Genomic DNA, 17,664 nt, shown 5'->3' on the forward strand with positions numbered 1-17,664 from the left:
AAGTATAAAAATTGGATTCTTACATCGCCTTTTGAGAAAGGGATCCCATGCGCCTGCGTCCCGCCGCCCTAGTTGGCTGCCTCCTGCCCTTTACCCTCGCCGCCTGCGGCGACTCAGCCCCCGACAAGGATCCGCGCGACAAGCCGCCGGTGGTCAGAGCTGCGGTGGTGCAGGACGCCAGAGACCCTGCACGCACCTTCACCGGGGTAGTGGTCGCTCGCACCCAGAGCGACCTCGGCTTTCGCGTATCCGGCAAGATCCTCCAACGTCTGGTCGACACCGGCGAAACCGTCACGCGAGGGCAGCCGCTGATGCGCCTGGACCCGGTGGACTTGAACTTGCAGGCGCGCGCGCAACATGAAGCGGTGGCGGCGGCGCGGGCGAAGGCCAGGCAGACCGCTGACGACGAAGCGCGTTATCGCAGGCTGGTGGCCGAGGGGGCGGTGTCGGCTTCGGCCTACGACCAGCTCAAGGCGGCAGCCGACTCGGCGAAAGCCGAGCTCAGTGCCGCCCAGGCACAGGCCGACGTTGCCACAAACGCCACCGGATACGCGGTACTGCTGGCCGATGCCGACGGTGTGGTGATGGAGACCTTCGCCGAACCTGGACAAGTCGTCAGCGCGGGCCAGGTCGTGGTGAGGGTGGCCAGGGCCGGCCAGCGTGAAGCGCTCGTGCATCTGCCCGAAACCCTGCGGCCCGAGCCTGGATCGAGCGCCCTGGCGACGCTGTTCGGCAAGCCTGCGCAGGCGATGCCTGCCAGACTGCGCCTGCTGTCTGATGCCGCTGACGCCGCCACGCGCACTTTCGAGGCCCGATACGTGCTCACTGGGCCTTTGGCGAGCGCTCCATTGGGCGCGACCGTCACGCTCGATATCGCCAGGTCAACGAACGCTTCCCAGGCCAGGCAAGTGCCCGTCGGCGCACTCTTCGACCAGGGTGGCGGCGCAGGCATCTGGATGATCACCGGCCAGCCCGCCAAGGTGACCAGGCGCGCTGTCGAGGTACTGAGTGTCAGCGATGAAAGCGCGGTGGTGAGGGGTGAGCTCGAGCCTGGCGATCGGGTGGTGGCGCTGGGTGCGCACCTGCTGCATGAGGGTGCCGAGGTCATGCAAGCCGCTCAGACCGGCCTGGGTACGGAGCAGCCGCGATGAGCCAGCCGCGTTTCAACTTGTCTGCGCTGGCCGTTCGTGAGCGCTCCATCACCCTGTTTTTCATCGTGCTGATCGCCTTCGCCGGCACGCTCGCCTTCTTCAAGCTGGGGCGCGCCGAAGACCCGCCCTTCACCGTCAAGCAGATGACCATCATCACCGCCTGGCCCGGCGCCACCGCGCAACAGATGCAGGACCTGGTTGCCGAGCCTCTGGAAAAGCGCATGCAGGAACTGCGCTGGTACGACCGTAGCGAAACCTACACCCGACCTGGCCTGGCCTTCACCCTGGTTTCACTTCTGGACAAGACCCCGCCGTCTGCGGTGCAGGAGGAGTTCTACCAGGCTCGCAAGAAGGCGGGTGATCAAGCCAGGCTCATGCCTGCCGGTGTGGTGGGTCCGATGCTCAACGACGAGTTTTCGGACGTCACCTTTGCCGTGTATGCCCTCAAAGCCAAAGGCGAACCCCAGCGGGAACTGGTGCGCGATGCCGAGGCCCTGCGTCAGCAACTGCTGCATGTGCCCGGCGTGAAGAAAGTCAACATCATCGGCGAGCAGGCCGAGCGAATCTTCGTGTCGTTTTCCCATGACCGCCTGGCCACGCTCGGCGTCACCCCCCAGGACATTTTTGCGGCTCTGGACAGCCAGAATGCGCTGTCGCCGGCAGGTTCCGTAGAGACGAGCGGCCCGCAAGTGGTGGTGCGGGTCGACGGGGCCTTCGATCAACTGACCAAAATTCGCGAAACGCCCGTGGTGACCCAGGGCCGTACGCTCAAGCTCGAAGACGTGGCCAGCGTCGAGCGCGGCTATGAAGACCCCGCGACCTTCCTGGTACGCAATGATGGCGAACCGGCGCTGCTGTTGGGCGTGGTCATGCGTGAAGGGTGGAACGGCCTTGAGCTTGGCAAAGCCCTGGAGCTGGAAACCGCCCGGATGAACGCGGGCATGCCCTTGGGCATGACCCTGAGCAAGGTGACCGACCAGGCAGTGAACATCACCTCGTCGGTCGACGAGTTCATGGTCAAGTTCTTCGTGGCCTTGCTGGTGGTGATGCTGGTCTGCTTCGTCAGCATGGGCTGGCGGGTGGGCATCGTGGTGGCAGCCGCAGTGCCATTGACCCTGGCGATCGTGTTCGTGGTGATGGCCGCCACCGGCAAGAACTTCGACCGTATCACCCTCGGTTCGCTGATCCTGGCATTGGGCCTGCTGGTGGACGATGCAATCATCGCCATCGAGATGATGGTGGTGAAAATGGAGGAAGGCTACGATCGCATCCAGGCCTCGGCCTATGCCTGGAGCCATACCGCGGCGCCGATGCTGGCGGGTACGCTGGTCACCGCCATCGGCTTCATGCCCAACGGTTTCGCCCAGTCCACCGCGGGCGAATATACCAGCAACATGTTCTGGATCGTTGGCATCGCCCTGATCGCATCCTGGGTGGTGGCTGTCGCATTCACGCCTTACCTGGGGGTGAAGTTGCTGCCGCGGATCGACACGGTCGAGGGCGGCCACGCGGCTATCTACAACACTCGCCACTACAATCGGTTCCGCGCGGTGCTGGGCTGGGTGATCGCCCGCAAGTGGCTAGTGGCAGGCGCTGTGCTGTGCGCATTGGTGATCGCTGTGCTGGGGATGGGGCTGGTGAAGAAACAATTCTTCCCGACCTCCGACCGCCCCGAAGTGCTGGTGGAGTTGCAGATGCCCTACGGTACGTCCATCGAACAGACCCAGGCCACCGCGATCAAGGTCGAGGCCTGGCTGCGCAAGCAGGAGGAAGCCAAGATCGTCACCAGTTACATCGGCCAGGGCCCACCGCGCTTCTTCCTGGCCATGGCCCCGGAATTGCCCGACCCGTCTTTCGCCAAGATCGTCGTACTGACCGAAGATCAGGAGGCTCGCGAACGCCTCAAGCACCGCCTGCGCGTGGCAGCCTCCGAAGGTCTGGCGCCTGAAGCTCAGGTGCGGGTCGCGCAACTGGTGTTCGGCCCTTACTCCCCCTACCCCGTCGCGTTTCGGGTGATGGGTCCGGATACCGCGCAACTGCGCCAGATTGCAGCACAGGTCCAGGGCGTGCTGCAGGCCAGCCCGATGATGAAGACCGTCAACACCGACTGGGGGCCTCGGGTGCCGACCCTGCATTTCGCCCTGCAACAGGACCGCTTGCAGTCGCTTGGCCTGACCTCGTCATCGGTAGCGCAGCAGTTGCAATTTCTACTGACCGGCGTGCCGATCACCTCGGTCAGGGAAGACATCCGCCTGGTGCAAGTGGTGGGCCGCGCCGCCGGACAGGTCAGGCTGGATCCTGCCCAGATCGAAAACTTCACCCTGATAGGTGCGAGTGGCCAGCGGGTTCCGGTTTCACAAATCGGCGAGGTGAGCATCCGCATGGAAGACCCCATCCTGCGCCGCCGCGACCGCACACCCACCATGACGGTGCGCGGCGATATCGCCGAAGGCCTGCAGCCACCGGATGTATCCGCTGCCCTCTGGAAAGACCTGCAACCGATCGTCACTTCGCTGCCAAGCGGCTACAGGATCGAAATGGCTGGTTCCACCGAGGAATCGGGCAAGGCCAGCCAGGCGATCGTTCCGCTGCTGCCGATCATGATCGCCTTTACGCTGCTGATCATCATCCTCCAGGTACGCTCGATCTCAGCCATGATGATGGTGTTCCTGACCTCGCCGCTGGGGTTGATCGGCGTCGTGCCAGTATTGCTGCTGTTCGGGCAACCATTTGGGATCAACGCGCTGGTGGGTTTGATCGCGCTTTCCGGGATTCTGATGCGCAACACGTTGATCCTGATAGGCCAGATTCAACACAACCAGCTCGAAGGCCTGGCGCCCTTCGAGGCGGTGGTCGAAGCGACGGTGCAACGCGCACGGCCTGTGCTGCTCACCGCACTGGCCGCCATCCTGGCGTTCATTCCCCTCACCCACTCGGTGTTCTGGGGCACCTTGGCCTACACCCTGATCGGCGGTACGTTCGCGGGCACCGTCGTGACCTTAGTATTTCTGCCGGCCATGTACTCCATCTGGTTCAGGATCAGGCCGGCGGGTGCGCAGGGCTGATCGCCATGTCCCAGCTCACCACACAACGAGAATCCGCTGTGTCCAAACCAAAAGTCGATCTCATCACAGGTGCATCACCGGGCATCGGACGCGCTACGGCTTTTGAGCTTGCAGGACAAGGCCGGCGGTTCCGGCCTTGATCTTGCCGCCGTTTGCCGACGAAAACCTCATCACCGACCAGCTGAGCCTTCTGGCCCAGTCGCGTGAGTTCGAGAAATCGATGAGGACTCAGCAGCGGCAACATCGGTCAATCACTCAATGGTTGTATGCCCGCTCGTTATGCTCACCCAGGTCGAGGCCCATCTCCTCGACCGAGTCATGTGCCCTCAACCCAACGACGGCCTTCAACACGCCAAGAATGATCCAGCTCGCAACGAAACAGTAAGCCGTGGTGAGTGCCACGCCTTTGATCTGAGCGATAACCTGATCAGCCATGCTGACGTTCTCGACCAGGCCACCCAACGACGGAACACAGAACACGCCAGTCAAAATGGCGCCAACCATCCCGCCGATGCCGTGCAAGCCGAATACATCCAGGCTGTCGTCGTAACCCAGGCGCGTCTTGAGCACGGTCACGCTGAGATAACAGATCACGCCACACAGCAAACCGATTGCCAGCGCACCGCCAACCCCCACATACGCACAGGCAGGCGTGATGCCCACCAGGCCGGCCAAAGCACCACTGGCCAGCCCCAACGCACTCGGCTTACCGACCCTCAGCCACTCGGTGAACATCCAGCCCAGAATACCGGCACAGGCACCCAGCTGAGTGTTGAGCATCACGATGCCTGAGAGCCCATTGAGGCCTCCACCGGACCCAATGTTGAATCCGAACCAGCCGACCCAGAGCATCGCCGCGCCGACCATGGTGAGGCTGAGGTTGTGTGCAGGCATTGGCGCGTTTGCGTACCCCTTGCGCTTGCCAAGGAGCAAGCAGGCTGCGAGCGCAGCGACACCGGCATTGATGTGAACTGCAGTGCCGCCTGCGAAATCCAGCACACCCCAGTTGTGCATCAAAGCCCCCGGTCCGCCCCATACCATGTGAGCCACCGGCGCGTAGACCAGGGTGAACCAGATCGCCATGAACAGCAGCGCGGACGAGAACTTCATACGCTCGGCAAAAGCGCCGGCAATGAGCGCCGGCGTAATGATGGCAAAGGTCATCTGGAAGGTGACGAACACGCCTTCCGGAATGTCGCCCACCAGACTGTCAGCCGTCATGCCTGCCAGGAAAGCCCGGCTCAGACCGCCCACAAAACTGTTGAAGCTGACCTCGCCCTCTACCATGTTGGTGTTATCCACCACCATGCTGTAGCCATAGATCACCCACAGCACCCCCACCAGTGCGGCGATACCAAAACATTGGGTGAACAGCGACAGCATGTTCTTGGCTCGCACCAGACCGCCGTAAAACAGCGCAAGGCCTGGCAGGCACATGAATAGCACCAGAACGGCTGCCGTTACCATCCAGGCGGTGCTGCCGGTATTCAATGTCGGGGCCTCGGCGGCCTGAGCCAGAGGGATGGAGCCACTGAGCGCGAGCAACGCAAGAAGTGATTTGGCGGGTAGACGATCAACCATTGTGGAAGCTCCTGCGATGAATGGAAAAGTGTCTGGCAGAAAGCGAGGTCAGGGTGCGCGGGCCGTTCGAGCCTCATGAATGCTTTGACGCAGACGCGTGCGTGCCCGTGAAGGTGTCGTGTCGATCAACGCTTCAGTTGAAGACAACTCGCCATCACGGGCTACGCGCGTACTACGTTGAGTGGCGTTTAGTATTGGCTACCCGGAATCCACGAAGTCCCAGCCAACGGCACGCGAGCCATGGCTGCGGATTCCACGGTCAAGGCCACCAGATCCTCAGGATCGAGGTTGTGCAGGTGGGATTTGCCGCAGGCCCGGGCCATGGTTTGCGCCTCCAGCACCAGAACGCGCAGATAGTTGGCCAACCTGCGCCCGCCTTCGATCGGATCCAGACGTTTTGACAACTCTGGATCCTGCGTGGTGATGCCTGCCGGGTCGCGACCGTTCTGCCAGTCATCGTAGAAGCCCGCCGCAGAGCCAATCTTCTTGAGTTCTTCATCAAGGCGTGGATGGTTGTCACCCAGAGCAACCAAGGCCGCCGTACCGATGGCCACGGCATCGGCGCCCAGTGCCATGGCCTTGGCAACGTCTGCACCGTTACGGATGCCGCCGGAGACGATCAGCTGCACCTGGCGGTGCATGCCCATTTCCTGCAGCGCCTGAACCGCCTGTGGAATGGCTGGGAGGATTGGGATACCGACGTGCTCGATGAAAACTTCCTGAGTCGCGGCGGTACCGCCTTGCATGCCATCGAGCACGATCACATCGGCACCAGCCTTCACTGCCAGCTTGACGTCGTAGTAAGGACGGCTGGCCCCGATTTTCACGTAGATCGGTTTTTCCCAGTCGGTGATCTCACGAATCTCGGCAATCTTGATCGCCAGGTCGTCAGGCCCCGTCCAGTCCGGATGACGGCATGCCGACCGCTGGTCGACTCCGATGGGCAAGGTACGCATGCCGGCCACACGCTCGGTCACCTTCATGCCCAACAGCATACCGCCGCCACCGGGCTTGGCGCCCTGCCCCAGGACGATTTCGATGGCGTCGGCCTTGCGCAGGTCATCAGGGTTCATGCCGTAACGCGAAGGCAGATACTGATAAACCAGGTGGCGGGATTGGCCACGCTCCTCCGGCGTCATACCCCCATCGCCAGTGGTGGTACTGGTGCCTGCGATGGTTGCGCCGCGACCCAGTGCTTCTTTCGCGTTGGCCGACAACGCCCCGAAGCTCATGCCGGCGATGGTCACCGGAATTTTCAGGTGAATCGGCTTCTTGGCGAAGCGGTTGCCGAGGATCACATCGGTTCCGCATTTCTCGCGATAGCCTTCCAGCGGGTAACGCGAGACGCTCGCGCCGAGCAGCAGCAGGTCGTCGAAGTGCGGCAACTTGCGCTTGGTACCACCACCGCGAATGTCGTAGATGCCGGTCTCGGCGGCACGCTGGATTTCCTGGATGGTCAGGCGGTCGAAGGTGGCCGACTCGCGCAGGACTGGCGTGGTTTTCTCGCTCATTTTCTTGCTCCTGAATCAGTACGCGCAGGCGTTGTCGACTTTGAAGTTGTACAGCTGGCGAGCCGAGCCATAGCGCTTGAAGTCGCTGGCTTTCTCGTTGAAGCCGGCTTCGTTCAGAAGCGCTTGCAACTCTTCGATGTGCTCCGGGCGCATCTCTTTTTCGATGCAGTCTGAACCCAGCGACTCGACCTTGCCTTTGACGAAGATCTTCGTTTCGTACAGGGAGTCACCCAGTGCATCACCAGCGTCTCCGCACACCACCAGGCGGCCCGCCTGGCCCATGAAGCAGCTCATGTGGCCGATGCTGCCGCCGACCACGATATCGACCCCCTTCATGGAGATCCCGCAACGAGCGCCTGCATCGCCCTCGATCACCAGCAGCCCCCCATGGGCCGTAGCACCCGCTGCTTGCGACGCGCTGCCTTTCACTCGGACGTAGCCGGACATCATGTTCTCGGCGCACCCGACGCCGACGTTCCCGTGTACGGTGATGGAAGCCTTCTGGTTCATACCGGCGCAGTAGTAGCCGGCATGCCCCTGGATATCCACGGAAACCGCTTCGTTGACGCCGACGGCGATGTTGTGCGCGCCGCCAGGGTGAGTGACGACCCACTCTCTTTCTTCAAGGGTCTTGGCTTGATCGTGCAGAGCCTGGTTGAGGTCACGCACGGTGGTGTTGCTGAGATCGAAGGTTTTCATGTGCGTGCTCCTTGAGCCGACTCGCGTTCCCAGATGTACATGGTGGCCGGTACCGGTTCCCAGACCTTGGCGTTCTCGATGCCCGGCAGACTCGACAGCGCCTGATACTCCGATGCCATCGCGACGTAGTCGTCGGTTTCGGCAAGAATCGCCGGTTTGCAAGCAATCGGATCGCGGATCACGGCGAATCCGTTGCGGGTGCCGATTGCGAAGGTGAAAAAGCCGTCCAGTGCTTGAAGCGAACTGTCCAAGGCGGTCTTCAGACTGTCACCTTGCTGTAGACGCCAGGCCAGGTAACCGGCCGCGACTTCGGTGTCATTCTCGGTGTCGAACTGGATGCCCTCGCGGCGCAGTTCCTGACGCAGACGGAAGTGATTGGACAGCGAGCCGTTGTGGACCAGGCACAGATCAGCACCGGTGGAGAATGGGTGGCTGCCTTCCAGGGTGACAGCGCTTTCAGTCGCCATGCGGGTATGGCCGATGATGTGGCTACCTTTCATCGAGCCCAAGCCGAAACGCTCGGAGATCTCTCTTGGCAAGCCCATGCCCTTGAGGATCTCGATGCTTTTGCCGGCGCTCATGACGCGCACGTCCGGGGCCAACTCGGCCAAAGCACAGCGTACGGCAGCTTCCTCTGCCTTGATCTTCAACACGATGGCGCTCGCATTTCGGAACCAGTCCAAAGACGCCGCGAGCTTGCTCTCCAGCGCGCCGACCAGGGCGTTGAAGTCGTAGTCATCGGTGGCTGCTTGCAAAGTCAACTTCACCCAGCCATCAGCGACTTCGTCACCGTAGATGGCGAAGCCGGCACTGTCTGGGCCGCGATCGGTCATGGCCTGCAGCATGGGTTCGAAGAGTTTGCCGAGCTGGGGCTCCAGCGCCGGATTTTTCAGGTATAGCCCCACAATTCCACACATATCGTTAACTCCTGGGCAGACGACCCCCTACCCATCGGCAGGGTGTCAGAAAGGGTTGGTCAAACGGGCGAGATCAGAAGAATTCGGTGTAGCGCTTCACTTCCCAGTCCGAGACGTGACGGCTGTATTCGACCCACTCCATGCGCTTGAGCTTGATGAACTCACCCACGATTTCATGGCCAAGCACTTCGGCGAACAGCGGGTCGGACTCAAGGGCATCACAGGCTTCCTTGAGCGACTGAGGCAAGGTCTTGATGCCGCGCGCGGCGATTTCTTCAAGACTCAACTTGTAGAGGTTTTCGTTGCACAGCTGGTCGATTTCCAGCTCGCGGTCGATGCCGTCCAGTCCCGCTGCGATGATCGACGCGCTCACCAGGTAAGGGTTGCAGCCAGCATCCGGCAGGCGGAACTCCAGGCGGCCGTACGGGACACGCACCATGGCCGAGCGGTTATTGGCGCCGAAGGCGATGAAGGCTGGAGCCCAGGTCGCGCCCGACAGAGAGTTGCCCACTACCAGACGCTTGTAGGAGTTCACTGTCGGGGCGGCGAAGGCGCACAACGCCGGGCCATGTGCCAGGAGGCCTGCTGCGAAGTGGTAGGCCATTTTCGACAGCCCCATGCCACTGGGGTCGCTCGCGTCGTGGAACAGGTTTTTGTTGGTCGCGCTGCTGATCGACAAGTGGAAGTGCATGCCATTGCCCGCACGCTTGGGATCAGGTTTTGGCATGAACGAGCAGATGATGCCCATGTCGTTGGCGATTTCACCGGCCGCCATGCGGAAGAAGGTGAATCGATCCGCCGATTCCATGGCGTTGCTGTAGGTGTAATTGATCTCGAACTGGCCGTTGGCGTCTTCGTGGTCGATCTGATAAATGTCGAAACCTACCGGCTGCAATGCCTCGGTCAAACGCTCGAGAAACTCACGCGAGCGGGACAGCCCTTTGTAGTCGTAGCACGGCTTGTCCAGATCATCGCTGGCATCGACCATCTGCAGCTTGCCCTGCTGGTCGCGCTTGAACAGGCTGAATTCAGGCTCCAGGCCTGTATTCAGGGTCCAGCCACGGTCACTCAACCGCTCGACCTGCCTCTGCAGGACGTAACGGCTATCGTACGGCCAAGGCTTGTCTTGCACATGCCCGATACATACCACACGACCGTAGCCTGGCTGCCATGGAACGGGTACGAGCGATGCCAGATCACCCTTGGCCATGAAGTCAGGGCCATGCGGTTCCATGCCCATACCGCAGATCGCGAACCCTGCGAAACCCGCCCCGGATTCGGCGACCATCTCCAGGCCCGATACGGGCACTGATTTGGTTTTGGCCGAGCCATGGATATCCACTAATTGAGCCAGGACGTACTTGATCCCGTGTGTCTCGATCAGGCGCTGCGTTTCTTGTGGCAACATTGGGCATGACTCCTGGCTGTAGCAATTCGTTGGTGGGAGGTCGATTAATCGCCCGATCATTTTTTACGACCAGGAAATTTAATTTCCCTCAAGGAATGCAACGAGCTTGCCAACTCGCGCTGGCTGCCGAAAAAGTCGTTTCGAGGCAGAGTCTTTCTGCCTTGTTTATGGGAAAATATTTTTCCCGTGATGAATAACACCTGGCGATCCTACCAGACGCAAAAAATTTGCACATTCTCAGTGCGAAAATAATTTTACTGTACGGAATTAGTGCAAGCCATGAACACACACGAAAGCCAACCCAAGCTGAAGCTCGAGCAGTACCTGGGAATCCAGATAAAACGTCAGCGTCAGGCGCAGGAGCTGAAGCTCGCAGACGTCGCGCGAATAGCCGGCATCAGTCAGGGCATGCTCAGCAAGATTGAAAACGCTCAGGTATCGACCAGCCTTGAGAATCTGAGCCGCCTTTGCGACGTGCTCGGCATGCCGATGTCAAAATTGTTCAGCCAATACGACCAGCCAGGCAGCAGCGCGATCTTGGTCAAGCGCGATGAAGGGCTAGAAGTAGTTCGACGTGGTACAGAGAAAGGCCATACCTATCACCTGCTGAACCATACGCGTGGGCCCAAAAAAAGCTTTGAGGCCTACATGGTGAGCATGGACGACGCCAGTGAGGAGTTTCCGACCTTCTCTCACCCCGGCACTGAATTTCTACATTTGCTAGAAGGTGAACTGGTGTACCGCCACGGGAACCAGCTCTACCACATGCAAGCAGGTGACAGCCTGACATTCGACGCAGACGTTCCACACGGCCCGGAAAAGCTGGTAAGCGTCCCTATCCGCCTCCTGTCGATCATGAATTACGCCCAATCAGAGGCCTGACCACGCCGATTGCCACGAGTCCAGGCTGCACCTGGACTCGATTTCCCTCTTCCCTTCGCGCCTCCCTCGCTCCTCACATTTCCTGTCAGTAAAAATTATTTCCCTGACGTATAGACGCGCCAGCAGAATTCGCCTATAAATTCCCCGGCCAGAATATTTAATTCTTTAAGAGAATATTTATTCACGGGCGAATCTGCGTTTCACCGATGAATCATCTGCCGGAACCCACGCCGCGCACATCCGAGGACTGACCATGCAACATGAAAAAAACCATTTCATTCTCAAGATCAGCTGTCCTGCGACGTCCGGCATCGTTGCAGCAGTGACCTCGTATCTGGCGGGCAACGCTTGCTACATCGGTGAAATGGCGCAGTTCGACGATGAGTTGAGCGGCAAGTTTTTCATGCGGGCTGTGTTCCGTTTCAACGCTGGCCATGAGGGCGACATCGCTCAGCTCAAAGCCGGTTTCGAGGATGTCGCACAGGCGTTCGGCATGCAGTGGGAGCTGTACGACACCCGCCAGCCAATGCGTGTACTGCTGATGGTCAGCAAATTCGACCACTGCCTCACCGACCTGCTCTACCGCTACCACAAGGGCGAAATGGACATGACGATCACCGCCATCGTGTCCAATCACCTCGATCTACGCCCCATGGCCGAGCGCGAAGGCATCCGGTTCATCTACTTGCCAGTGACCAGGGAGACCAAGGCCCAGCAGGAAGCCGAGTTGATGAAAGTGGTGGACGAGACCGGGACCGACCTCGTAGTCCTCGCACGCTACATGCAGATCCTTTCGGACGATCTGTGCAGGCAGATATCGGGCTGTGCGATCAACATCCATCACTCGTTCCTGCCAGGCTTCAAAGGTGCCAAGCCTTATCACCAAGCCTATGAGCGCGGCGTGAAACTCATTGGCGCGACGGCTCACTACGTCACCAGCGACCTGGACGAGGGCCCGATCATCGAGCAGGAAGTCCAGCGCGTCGATCACGCGTACCTGCCAGACGACCTGGTTGCCATCGGACGCGACACTGAAACCGTGGCTCTGTCCAAAGCGGTCAAATATCACTTGGAACACCGGGTATTTCTCAACGAAGACAGAACGGTGATCTTCCGATGAATACGTCCAAACTGATCGACGGCAAAGCGGCATCTGCACGTGTGATGAAGCGGGTTCGAGAAGACGTCGACCGACTCAAGGCCGACGGCATCTTCCCCGCGCTCGCGGTGATACTCGTCGGGCAAGATCCTGCCAGCCAGGTCTACGTGCGCAACAAGATCCTCCGTGCAGAAGAAGCGGGGATCAAATCGCTCGAATACCGCCTGAGTGGGCAAACCTCCCAGGGGGAACTGCTCAAGCTGATCGCAGACCTGAACGCGGACCAGACCGTGAACGGCATTCTGCTGCAGCTTCCGTTGCCTGAGCACATCGAAGAAACCCGTGCGTTACAGGCCATTGCCCCGGGCAAGGACGTCGATGGGTTTCACAGTGAAAACGTTGGCGGCTTGAGCCAGGGTCGCACTGTGTTGACGCCCTGCACCCCCAGCGGCTGCATGCATCTGCTCGAAGAGGCTTGCGGCGATCTGAGCGGCAAGCACGCGGTTGTCATCGGGCGATCCAATATCGTCGGCAAACCCATGGTCGCTCTGCTGCTACAGGCGCATTGCTCGGTCACCGTATTGCATTCACGCAGCGTCGATGCCAAGGCCCTGTGCCGGCAGGCAGACATCGTCGTGGCCGCCGTTGGACGACCCCGAATGATCGATGCCAGTTGGCTCAAACCAGGCGCGGTGGTCATCGACGTCGGCATCAATCGCATTGAAGAGGATGGCCGCAGCAAGCTTGTCGGGGATGTCGATTTCACTAGCGCCCTACCCCAGGTCTCAGCCATCACCCCGGTTCCAGGGGGTGTCGGGCCGATGACCATTGCCTTTCTGATGAAGAACACCGTCACCGCTGCGGTTCAGCAGGCCCATGCACAACGCGTTTTCTCGGAGGCCACATGCCTTTCAATCTCTTGAAGTATGGGCTCAGCTCTGAGTACCCGGTCGAAGTGGATTTACCGGCGCCCAAGGCGCTCAAGCCTTCCTATGACGTGGTGATCATCGGCGGCGGTGGCCACGGCCTGGCAACCGCCTACTACCTGTCCAAGTACCACGGCATCACCAACATCGCGGTGCTGGAGAAGGGTTATCTGGGCGGCGGCAACACGGCGCGCAACACAGCGGTCATTCGCTCGAACTACCTCACCAGTGAGGGCGTCCGTTTTTACGCCGAGTCAGTGCGCATGTTCGAAGGGCTGTCCAACGAATTCGACTTCAACATCATGTACTCCCATCGTGGCCAACTGACGCTCGCCCACACCGACGCCACCGTGCGCTCGTTCCGTCAGCGTGCGGAGGTCAACAAGCACTTCGGCGGTCGCACCGAAATGCTCGACCGTCAGCAGATTCGCGAGCTCGTGCCGACGCTCAACCTCGATCCAGGGCACCTCCCGGTCATCGCAGGTCTCTGGCACATGGACGGTGCGACGGCCCGTCATGATGCCGTGGCCTGGGGTTACGCCAAACAGGCTGCCAAGCGCGGCGTGGAAATCCATCAGCTCACCGAAGTCCAGGCGCTGGTGATCGAGAACGGCGCCATCAAAGCGGTTAAAACCAATCGCGGCACCATCGGGTGTGGCTGCGCGGTGCAGGCAGTGGCAGGCATGAGTTCGCAGTTGATGAAGAAAGCGGGTATCCGCTCGCCGATCCAGACATTCCCTCTGCAAGCCATGGTGACCCAACCGTTCAAGCCATTCCTCGACCCGTTGGTGAGCTCCTCTGCCCTGCACTGCTACGTGCAACAGACCAGCCGTGGAGAAGTGGTGTTTGGGGGTGGTTCGGATCCCTACCCGCTGTTCAACACCCGCTCGACCTTGGATCTGAAAGAAAGCCTGCTGGCACACGCGATCGAGATGTTCCCGTTCCTGGCCAATGCCAAGCTGATGCGCCAATGGGCCGGGATCACCGACATGACCCCGGACTACAGCCCGATCATGGGGTTGTCCCCGGTGAAGAACTATTACCTGGATGCCGGTTGGGGCACCTGGGGCTTCAAGGCCACGCCCATTTGCGGCAAGACCATGGCCGAACTCGTCGCCAGTGGAGGCCAGGTACCTGACTTGATCAAGCCGTTCGGCCTCGAGCGTTTCTCCACCTTCCAGCAAGTCAACGAAATGGGCGCGACAGCGGCCAGCCACTGAGGAGTAAGACATGAAAGTGATGAACTGCCCACTCAACGGGCCGCGCAACATCAGCGAGTTCACCTATGGCGGTGAACTCAAGCAGATGCCCGACCCACAGGCGTGCACCGATGCCGAATGGGCCGACTACGTGTTCAACAGCGATGACACGCTGGGCGTGGTGTGCGAGTGGTGGATGCACACCCCCTCCAGCTACTGGTTCCTGGCGAAGCGCCACACGGGGAGCAACGAGATCCTGCGCACCTTCGACCCCAAGGAACTGTTCAGCACCCGCGTTGAATTCACCCCCGCCAAGGAGACCGCGCAATGAGCCGCCTACCCGCTCCCATGGGCTTGTTGATCGACCGCAATCAGCCGCTTCATTTCAGCTTCGATGGCAAGGCGTATCAGGGGTTCGCAGGGGACAGCATCGCCAGTGCCCTGCTCGCCAATGGGCGCTTTCTGCTCTCGCGTTCGTTCAAGTACCACCGCCCGCGCGGCCCACTGACCATGGCCGGCCAAGACGCCAATACCCTGGTGCAGCTGCCGAACGAGCCCAATGTCCTGGCCGACACTCACCCGCTGGAAAAGGGTGTGCAGGTCACCGGGCAAAACTTCAACGGTTCTCTGGACAACGACAAGGACGCGTATCTTGGCAAGTTCTCCAGGTTCATGCCGGTGGGTTTCTACTACCGCTCGTTCTACAAGCCCAAGGGTGCATGGAAACTCTGGGAGCCGATCATTCGAAAGAAGGCCGGCCTCGGCGTGCTGGATCTCCAATTCCAGCCCGAGTACTTCGACAAGGCCTACCTGTTCGCGGACCTCGCCGTCGTCGGCGCTGGCCCTGCCGGACTGCAGGCAGCACTGATTGCGGCCAATGCAGGCGCGAACGTGTTGTTGATCGAGCAACAACCCATTCTGGGCGGCTCACTGACCTATGCGCGTTTCGATGTCGAAAACACTCGCGCCGAAACCCTGCGCCGCGAGCTGATCAGCGCTGTCGAAGGCCATACCAACATTCAGGTGCTGAAGAAAGCCACGTGCAATGCATGGTTCACCGATAACTATCTGCCGGTGATTCAGGGCAGGCGCATGTACAAGGTGCGTGCCACCCAGTGCCTGATCGCCAGCGGGTCGTTCGATCAGCCCGTGATTTTCCGCAACAACGACTTGCCCGGGGTGATGCTCAGCAGCGCAGCCCAGCGCCTGATGAAACTCTACGCCGTAAAGCCTGGCAAGCGCGCAGTGGTGCTCACGGGCAACGACGACGGTTACTACACGGCACTCGATCTGCACGAGCAAGGTGTTCAGGTTGCGGCGCTGGTGGACATGCGCCCCCATCCCGCTGATCACGCATTGCTGAGCGCACTGGAACAACGCGCAATCACGTGCCACCTCGGCAGCACCGTGTTCGAGGCGCTGCATGAAAAAGGCATGCGGCATGTCAGTGGCGTCGATATCCGAACAATCACAGGCCACGGCCAGGTGGCCAATAGCAGCGTGCATCTACAGTGCGATCTGCTCTGCATGTCTGGCGGTTACATGCCGGTCTACCAATTGCTGTGCCAAGCCGGAGGCAAGCTGTCTTACGACGATCGACTGGCTGAGTTCACCCTGAGCGGCCTGCCGAACAATCTCAGCGTTGCAGGTTCCGCCCACGGTTTCCATGCACTGGACAACGTGCTGGCCGATGCCACTCGCACCGCCAGCGAAATCGTTTCGTCGCTAGGCCTGGACACCAGCGTCAAACCACTGCCGCTGTGCCCGGAAGCACCGGTCAATTTTCCGTGGCCGATTTTCCCGCACCCCAAAGGCAAGGACTTCGTCGACTTCGACGAAGATCTGCAGGTGCGCGATATCATCAACGCCACGAAGATCGGTTATCGCGATGTGCAACTGGTCAAGCGCTACTCCACCGTGGGCATGGGGCCGTCCCAAGGGCGCCACTCAGCCCTGCCAACCGCTCGACTGGTGGCAGCGTCCACTCAACGCAGCGTCAGCGAAACAGGCGTAACCACGGCGCGCCCTCCGTTCGAGGCCGAGAAGCTGGCCCATGTGGCGGGGCGGGCGTTCGATCCCTACCGCCAGACTCCCATGCACCGCCGTCACCTGGAGGCAGGGGCAAAAATGATGCCTGCCGGTATCTGGCAGCGCCCTGCCTACTACGGCAAACCGAGCGAGCGCGATGAATGCATGCAGGCCGAGGCGCTGCATGTGCGCCGCAAGGTCGGCATCATCGACGTTTCGACGCTGGGCGGCCTGGACGTGCGTGGCCCTGACGCTGCCGAACTGCTCAACCGCCTGTACACCTTCGCATTCTTCAAGCAGCCCGTGGGTCGCTCACGCTACGCGTTGATGACCAACGAACAGGGCGTGGTGATCGACGATGGCGTCTGCGCGCGCTTTGCCGAAAACCACTTCTACGTCACGGCCACCACCAGCGGCGTGGATCGAATCTATCAACAGATGCTCAAGTGGAACGCGCAATGGCGCCTGAATGTCGACATCGCCAACGTCACCGCCGCACTCTCGGCGGTCAACGTCGCGGGACCCGACTCACGCAAGGTGCTGGAAAAAGTCTGCTCGGATCTGGACCTGTCCGCTGAAGGATTCCCCTACCTGGGCGTTCGCCTGGGCACCGTCGCCGGGATCAAGGCACGACTCCTGCGCGTGGGCTTCGTAGGCGAGTTGGGTTATGAAATCCACGTACCTGCACGGCATGCCTTGAAGCTCTGGGATGCACTGATCGAGGCCGGCAGGGAATTTGACATTCGCCCGTTCGGTGTCGAGACCCAGCGTCTTCTGCGCCTCGAAAAAGGCCATGTGATCATCAGCCAGGACACCGACGGCATGACCCACCCTGGCGAAATCGACATGGGCTGGGCGGTCAGCCGCAACAAGCCGTTCTTCGTCGGTCGTCGCTCCGTGGACATCCTCGAAGCGCAGCCACAGAAACGCAAGCTGGTGGGCTTCACGCTGCCGAAGACCAGCCCGCAACCGCTCGAGGGCCACCTCGTGCTGAAAGGGCCGGATATCAGCGGAAACGTGACCTCCTGCGAATATTCGCAAAGCCTTGATCAGATCATCGGCCTGGCCTACGCCGCCTTCGATCAAAGCACGCCTGGGCAGCAGATTCCGATCCGAGTAGAAGGCGGTGTCGTCGTTCAGGCAACCGTCGTGAAGCTCCCCTTCTTCGATCCAGACAACCAGCGCCAGGAGCTCTGAC

13 protein-coding genes are annotated in these 17,664 nt (G+C 60.6%); 8 read left to right on the forward strand and 5 right to left on the reverse strand.

Annotated features, from left to right (window positions below):
- The first annotated feature begins 47 nt into the window (after positions 1-47).
- Positions 48-1,151 (forward strand): efflux RND transporter periplasmic adaptor subunit, encoded by a 1,104-nt coding sequence (locus IAE34_RS01205; protein WP_200137038.1) that lies wholly within the window; start codon positions 48-50, stop codon positions 1,149-1,151.
- Complete coding sequence (locus IAE34_RS01210) at positions 1,148-4,216, forward strand: efflux RND transporter permease subunit (RefSeq protein WP_200137039.1); 3,069 nt, start codon at positions 1,148-1,150, stop codon at positions 4,214-4,216. Before IAE34_RS01205 ends, IAE34_RS01210 begins: the two co-directional genes overlap by 4 nt.
- Before the next feature lie 255 nt (positions 4,217-4,471).
- Here the strand turns inward: IAE34_RS01210 and IAE34_RS01215 are convergent, their stop codons facing one another.
- The 5 genes from IAE34_RS01215 to glnT form a co-directional block, all read right to left on the reverse strand.
- Positions 4,472-5,797, reverse strand: a complete 1,326-nt coding sequence (locus IAE34_RS01215; protein ID WP_200137040.1) for an ammonium transporter — start codon at positions 5,795-5,797, stop codon at positions 4,472-4,474.
- 188 nt (positions 5,798-5,985) lie between these two features.
- Positions 5,986-7,308 carry an FMN-binding glutamate synthase family protein gene (locus IAE34_RS01220; protein ID WP_200137041.1) on the reverse strand — a complete coding sequence of 441 codons (1,323 nt, stop codon included), beginning with the start codon at positions 7,306-7,308 and terminating at the stop codon, positions 5,986-5,988.
- Positions 7,309-7,323: 15 nt separating this feature from the next.
- Complete coding sequence (locus tag IAE34_RS01225; RefSeq protein WP_200137042.1) at positions 7,324-8,007, reverse strand: protein glxC; 684 nt, start codon at positions 8,005-8,007, stop codon at positions 7,324-7,326.
- A complete protein-coding gene (locus IAE34_RS01230; RefSeq protein WP_200137043.1) occupies positions 8,004-8,924 on the reverse strand; it encodes a class II glutamine amidotransferase in 921 nt (306 codons plus the stop codon). Before IAE34_RS01230 ends, IAE34_RS01225 begins: the two co-directional genes overlap by 4 nt.
- A gap of 73 nt (positions 8,925-8,997) precedes the next feature.
- Positions 8,998-10,332: a type III glutamate--ammonia ligase gene (gene glnT / locus IAE34_RS01235; protein WP_200137044.1), complete on the reverse strand. Its 1,335-nt coding sequence runs from the start codon at positions 10,330-10,332 to the stop codon at positions 8,998-9,000.
- Positions 10,333-10,611: 279 nt separating this feature from the next.
- Here glnT and IAE34_RS01240 point away from each other — a divergent pair, with 279 nt between their 5' ends.
- The 6 genes from IAE34_RS01240 to IAE34_RS01265 all read left to right on the forward strand — a co-directional run bounded on the left by IAE34_RS01240 (position 10,612) and on the right by IAE34_RS01265 (position 17,663).
- Positions 10,612-11,214, forward strand: coding sequence for a cupin domain-containing protein (locus tag IAE34_RS01240; protein WP_200137045.1), 603 nt, complete (start codon positions 10,612-10,614; stop codon positions 11,212-11,214).
- Between the two features lie 253 nt (positions 11,215-11,467).
- Positions 11,468-12,334, forward strand: coding sequence for a formyltetrahydrofolate deformylase (purU, locus tag IAE34_RS01245; protein ID WP_200137046.1), 867 nt, complete (start codon positions 11,468-11,470; stop codon positions 12,332-12,334).
- A complete protein-coding gene (folD, locus tag IAE34_RS01250) occupies positions 12,331-13,236 on the forward strand; it encodes a bifunctional methylenetetrahydrofolate dehydrogenase/methenyltetrahydrofolate cyclohydrolase FolD (RefSeq protein WP_200137047.1) in 906 nt (301 codons plus the stop codon). The genes purU and folD overlap by 4 nt, the downstream gene beginning before the upstream one ends.
- Positions 13,218-14,459, forward strand: coding sequence for an FAD-dependent oxidoreductase (locus tag IAE34_RS01255; RefSeq protein WP_200137048.1), 1,242 nt, complete (start codon positions 13,218-13,220; stop codon positions 14,457-14,459). Before folD ends, IAE34_RS01255 begins: the two co-directional genes overlap by 19 nt.
- Positions 14,460-14,469: 10 nt before the next feature.
- A complete protein-coding gene (locus IAE34_RS01260; RefSeq protein ID WP_200137049.1) occupies positions 14,470-14,769 on the forward strand; it encodes a sarcosine oxidase subunit delta in 300 nt (99 codons plus the stop codon).
- Positions 14,766-17,663, forward strand: coding sequence for a 2Fe-2S iron-sulfur cluster-binding protein (locus tag IAE34_RS01265; RefSeq protein WP_200137050.1), 2,898 nt, complete (start codon positions 14,766-14,768; stop codon positions 17,661-17,663). Before IAE34_RS01260 ends, IAE34_RS01265 begins: the two co-directional genes overlap by 4 nt.
- The last annotated feature ends 1 nt before the right edge of the window (position 17,664 follow it).

The sequence above is a fragment of the Pseudomonas sp. S30 genome (assembly GCF_016518545.1).
Lineage (GTDB): Bacteria > Pseudomonadota > Gammaproteobacteria > Pseudomonadales > Pseudomonadaceae > Aquipseudomonas.

Coding starts and splice junctions, on each gene's coding strand:
- IAE34_RS01205 (WP_200137038.1), top strand. CDS start 48: ATGCGCCTGCGTCCCGCCGCCCTAGTTGGCTGCCTCCTGCCCTTTACC.
- IAE34_RS01210 (WP_200137039.1), top strand. CDS start 1,148: ATGAGCCAGCCGCGTTTCAACTTGTCTGCGCTGGCCGTTCGTGAGCGC.
- IAE34_RS01215 (WP_200137040.1), bottom strand. CDS start 5,797: ATGGTTGATCGTCTACCCGCCAAATCACTTCTTGCGTTGCTCGCGCTC.
- IAE34_RS01220 (WP_200137041.1), bottom strand. CDS start 7,308: ATGAGCGAGAAAACCACGCCAGTCCTGCGCGAGTCGGCCACCTTCGAC.
- IAE34_RS01225 (WP_200137042.1), bottom strand. CDS start 8,007: ATGAAAACCTTCGATCTCAGCAACACCACCGTGCGTGACCTCAACCAG.
- IAE34_RS01230 (WP_200137043.1), bottom strand. CDS start 8,924: ATGTGTGGAATTGTGGGGCTATACCTGAAAAATCCGGCGCTGGAGCCC.
- glnT (WP_200137044.1), bottom strand. CDS start 10,332: ATGTTGCCACAAGAAACGCAGCGCCTGATCGAGACACACGGGATCAAG.
- IAE34_RS01240 (WP_200137045.1), top strand. CDS start 10,612: ATGAACACACACGAAAGCCAACCCAAGCTGAAGCTCGAGCAGTACCTG.
- purU (WP_200137046.1), top strand. CDS start 11,468: ATGCAACATGAAAAAAACCATTTCATTCTCAAGATCAGCTGTCCTGCG.
- folD (WP_200137047.1), top strand. CDS start 12,331: ATGAATACGTCCAAACTGATCGACGGCAAAGCGGCATCTGCACGTGTG.
- IAE34_RS01255 (WP_200137048.1), top strand. CDS start 13,218: ATGCCTTTCAATCTCTTGAAGTATGGGCTCAGCTCTGAGTACCCGGTC.
- IAE34_RS01260 (WP_200137049.1), top strand. CDS start 14,470: ATGAAAGTGATGAACTGCCCACTCAACGGGCCGCGCAACATCAGCGAG.
- IAE34_RS01265 (WP_200137050.1), top strand. CDS start 14,766: ATGAGCCGCCTACCCGCTCCCATGGGCTTGTTGATCGACCGCAATCAG.